The sequence below is a fragment of the Winogradskyella endarachnes genome, from assembly GCF_009741275.1.
In the GTDB taxonomy this organism is placed as follows: Bacteria; Bacteroidota; Bacteroidia; order Flavobacteriales; family Flavobacteriaceae; genus Winogradskyella; species Winogradskyella endarachnes.
Window position 1 is genome coordinate 1 of sequence record NZ_WOWS01000024.1, and the last position, 767, is coordinate 767.

Sequence of the window (767 nt, forward strand, 5' to 3'; positions counted from 1 at the left end):
AACGGTTTTGTGTATGGCTCGTTGCGGGAAATCCGCGAGGATTTTCCGCCGTAGAACGAAGATAGCAAATTGCAATGAATTCCGATTAGGAATTCAGCCGCAATGAGCTATACACGTTGTTGTACCACGTATTTTTTATTCCATCTTTTTTTGTTTTTCAATCAGCTTTCTTAATTCCTCCATTTTCCAACTTGTCGAAAATGTTATTACTATCGGAAAATCATTTTTGTCAGATTGGTCAAAATAAAAACTGATTTTTGGAATTTCAGAGTCTTTCTCATTTTGATAAACAACAACTTCAGATTTCACTTCGTATTCCTCGTTTTGAGTTGTTTCAATTATTGTTTTTGAGCTATATTTTTCAAATTCCGTTTTCAGTTTTTCATACTCATCGATTTGGTCATATTCATTGGTAAACCTAATAACCAATGAAAGTCCGAAAATCCCATATTTTTCGTCGTGAGAGCCAAATCCGATTGAGAATGTACCTTCTTTTATTTCCGATTTGATTGTAGGATGCTTTTTAAATTCCGTTGTATATGAGTAATCCTTAAAATCTGCTATAACACTAGTCCAACCATATTCAAATTCAAAGTCCGATTCTTTAACTATTTCACTAGGTTTTTGGTTTAGATTAAGTCCAAAAAACAATTCACTTATTTTCTTTTCCATTTCTGTTTCTTGTGCAAAAATTTGAGAATGAAATATCATAAATAAAATTCCAATTATAAATGTCAGATTTCGTTTTCTCATATGTGGTACAACGG

Annotated in this window: 1 protein-coding gene; it reads right to left on the bottom strand. The window is 32.2% G+C overall.

Annotated elements, in window-relative coordinates; genetic code table 11:
- Window positions 1–135: 135 nt before the first annotated feature.
- On the bottom strand, window positions 136–767 hold a 632-nt coding region (locus GN138_RS15870), incomplete at its 5' end, for a hypothetical protein (RefSeq protein ID WP_231743095.1).